Here is a 929-nt window from a genome sequence, read left to right on the forward strand (position 1 = left end):
GGGGTGGGGCTCTCGCTGCGCTCGCTCACATCCCGCAGTCTCCCACGTTCGGGATCGGCCGCGCGCCACGCGGGTGCGGCTACCGGCTCCCCGGCGCCCGGAAGCATAGGGTTACCGGCCATGGCAGCCGCGCGACCACGGATTGCGGAGGGGCACGAGCCTATGAACGACCCCGGCCCCGGGGGACCCGCGGCCTTCCGCAGCGCGGTGGCCGCGTTGGAGGCGGCGCGACCGCGCCGGGAGGTGCTGCTCTCCCCGATGCCGCCGCCGCGGCGGCCCGCGCCGTTCGCGCACGCGGTGGCCGCGTCGGTGCTGCTCCCGACCGGAGCGGGGCACCCGGAGGAGGATCACGAGGTGGCCGACGGCCGTTTCGTGCTGTTGCACGACCCCGCCGGACAGGAGGGGTGGAACGGTCCGTTCCGGGTGGTGACGCTGACCCGGGCCGAGCTGGAGCCGGAGCTGGGCACCGACCCGCTGCTGCCGGAGGTCGCCTGGTCCTGGCTGACGGAGGCCCTGGAGGCCCGGGCCCCCGGGAGCGAGGAGCCCAGCGGCACGGTGACCCGCTCGGGTTCGTACTTCTTCGGCGGGCTGGCGGATCGCAGGCCGCGGGTGGAGATCGAGGTGCGGGCCTCGTGGTCGCCCGGGGATCCCTGGGAGCCGGGGGACCATCTGTTGGCGTGGTGCGCGTTGCTGGCGCAGTGCGCGGGGCTCCCGCCGGAGTCCGGCACGGCGGGTGTGACGGCCCTGCCCAGGCGGCGCGGGCCCCGCTCGGGGCGCTGACCCGGCCGGCCGTCCCCCCCACCGTTCGTCCGCCCTCCCCGGAATACGCCGACACCGGCTCCGCCCTCCACGGGTGGGGCCGGTGTCGGCGCGTTCCGGGCCGCGGTCGGTCCCCCGCCGGTCGGCGGAGGGTGCCCGGACCCCCGCCC

At 77.6% G+C, this 929-nt stretch carries 1 protein-coding gene; it reads left to right on the forward strand.

The features are described 5' to 3' along the window. The first annotated feature begins 162 nt into the window (after nt 1-162). Nucleotides 163-780 carry a DUF3000 domain-containing protein gene (locus FOE67_RS27045; protein WP_228474354.1) on the forward strand — a complete coding sequence of 206 codons (618 nt, stop codon included), beginning with the start codon at nt 163-165 and terminating at the stop codon, nt 778-780. Nucleotides 781-929 lie beyond the last annotated feature (149 nt).

The sequence above is a fragment of the Streptomyces calidiresistens genome (genome assembly GCF_014141525.1).
GTDB classification, from domain to species: domain Bacteria; phylum Actinomycetota; class Actinomycetes; order Streptomycetales; family Streptomycetaceae; genus Streptomyces; species Streptomyces calidiresistens.